The sequence below is a fragment of the Burkholderia sp. HAN2018 genome (assembly GCF_024704855.1).
In the GTDB taxonomy this organism is placed as follows: Bacteria; Pseudomonadota; Gammaproteobacteria; order Burkholderiales; family Burkholderiaceae; genus Burkholderia; species Burkholderia cepacia.
Genome location: NZ_QOBB01000454.1, coordinates 1 through 2,329, shown reverse-complemented (window position 1 = coordinate 2,329; position 2,329 = coordinate 1). Strand labels below are relative to the sequence as shown.

Here is a 2,329-nt window from a genome sequence, read left to right as displayed (position 1 = left end):
CGCCGATCGCGAGCACCGAGGCCGCGATCGCGCGCAAGGCGCGGCGCCGCGCACCGGCGGCACCAGCGGCAATGGCGCGCACGGCGCCGGCCTTCATGTTCCGGTTCATCTGGATCTTCTCCGAAGCCGCGCGCCGCCGTGACGGCCGCGCGGCGATTGCGTGGTCAGAACTGCAGCGTGGTGAGCAGCGACACCTGTCGCGCATCGCCGATCGCAACGAAATAGCGGTTCGCGCTCGACGGGTAATAGGTGCGGTTGAAGAGGTTCTTCACGTTGAGCTGGAACGACAGCTTCTGCTTGCCGATCCGCGTGTCGTAGGTCGCGAACGCGTCGGCGAGCACGTACGACGGCAGCGTGAAGCTGTTCGCCGAATCGCCGGGCCGCGCGCCGACGTAGCGCACGTCCGCGCCGACGCGCAGGTCGTCGCCGCCGGCCAGCGTGCCGACATCGTAGACGGCCGCGAGCGACGCCGTATGGCGCGCGACGTTCCACAGCTGGTTGCCCGCGTAAAGCGGATCCTCGGTCGTCTTCGCGTCGATGTACGCGTAGCTCGCGATCACGTTCACGCGCTCGCCGATCCGGCCCGACACGTCGAGCTCGATCCCGCGCGAGCGCGCCTTGCCCGACGTGCGCCAGTCGGTCAGCTTGGTCGCGTCGTTGTATTGCGACACGAGCACGTTCTTCTTGTCGATGTTGAAGAGTGCCAGCGTGCCCGTCATCCCGCCCGGCAGGTCGAGCTTGCCGCCCACTTCCCACGCGGTCGCTTCCTCGGGCGGCGTCGCGCCGTCAATGATGTAGCCCGTCATCGGCGCGATCGACGAGGACGGCTTCAGCGACTGCGAATAGCTGCCGTACAGCGAGAACGTATCGGTCCACTTGTAGACGACGCCCGCGCGCGGCAGCCACTTCGAGCCGCTGAGATCGGTGTTCGCGGTGAACGGCCTGCCGCGCCCCGCGACCTGGTTGTACGTGATGTAGCGCAGCCCGCCCGACACGATCCACTTGTCGGTCAGGTGGATCGTGTCCTGCACGAACGCGGACGCATCGTGCAGCGTGTCGGTCTGGTCGCTGTCGCTCGCGGACACCGTGCTCGACGGCGGCAGCAGCCCGTAGACGGGATCGACATAGCTGAACGGCGTCTTCACGGCCTGCCGCAGCATGTCCTTGCGGTAGATGCGACGGTATTCGGTATCGAAGCCGACCTGCACGTCGTGCCGCATCCCGCCGAGCACCAGCTTGCCGTTCACGTAGCCGATTCCGTAGCTGTCGGTGCTGAGCGAGCCGTGCGTCGCATCGTTGCTGCGCGACAGCGTGCCCTTCACCGGATCGACGCCCGTCGTGCGCAACTGGTTCGCGTCGTAGGTCTCGCGGTTGTAGCTGTAGCCGAGATGCGCGCTCCAGTCCGCGTTGAACTGGTGATCGACGCTCAGCTGCGCGAGGTGCGATTCGCCGTCCATGTTGTTGAACGGCTCGTCGAGGCGCCGCCGCGCGGGAATGTCGAGCGGCGCGTTGGTACGCGGGTCGAGCGCCGTGCCGCGATCGAACGGCGAATGGAAGGTCCGGTACTGGTAGGACACCACGACCTGCGTATCGCGGCCGTACCACGCGAGCGACGGGGCGACGAAGGTCTGCCGGTATTCGCCGAAGTTGCGCCAGTACTGCTCGTTCGATTGATCGACGATCAGCCGGTACGCGAGCCGCGAATCGCCGAGCGGCCCCGTCGAATCGAAGGTCGCGCTGCCGCCGTTCTTGCCGTGCCCGAACGTCGACGCGCCGAGCGAGATCGCGTTGTAGCGCACGAGCTGCGGCTGTTTCGTGACGACGTTGACCACGCCGCCCGGGTCCATCAGCCCGTACAGCAGCGACGTCGGCCCCTTCAGCACCTCGACGCTGTCGACCGCCGCGTTGAACGCGCGCCCCTGCACGAGCGGCATCCCGTTCTGCATGACCGAGCCGTCGCGATTGCCGCCGAAGCCGCGCTTCATGATTGTGTCCTGCGTGCCCGCGAGCGTGTTGCCCTGCGTGATGCCGCTGACGTTGCCGAGCGCGTCGTCCAGATTGCGCGGACGCTGGTCGCGCAGCACCTGCGCCGGCACGATGTTGACGGCCTGCGCGGTGTCGAGCAGCGGGATGTCGGAACGCAGCACGCCCGCCTCCTTCGGCGCGCGATAGCTTTCGGCGCGCAGCGCGCTGTCGCGCACCGTGATCGCCGGCAACTCGGCGCCCGCGGCCACGCCGGCCGCCACGGGTCGTGCGACCGTGCCGTCCGCGCGCTTCAGCGTGTAGCCGCCGCCGGGCTGCCGCAACGCGACGAGCCCCGTGCCTGCCA

General features: G+C 68.2%; 1 protein-coding gene. It reads right to left on the bottom strand.

The features are described from left to right. Window positions 1–164 precede the first annotated feature (164 nt). A partial coding sequence (locus DPV74_RS40860; RefSeq protein ID WP_119339250.1) for a TonB-dependent siderophore receptor occupies window positions 165–2,329 on the bottom strand: 2,165 nt, incomplete at its 5' end.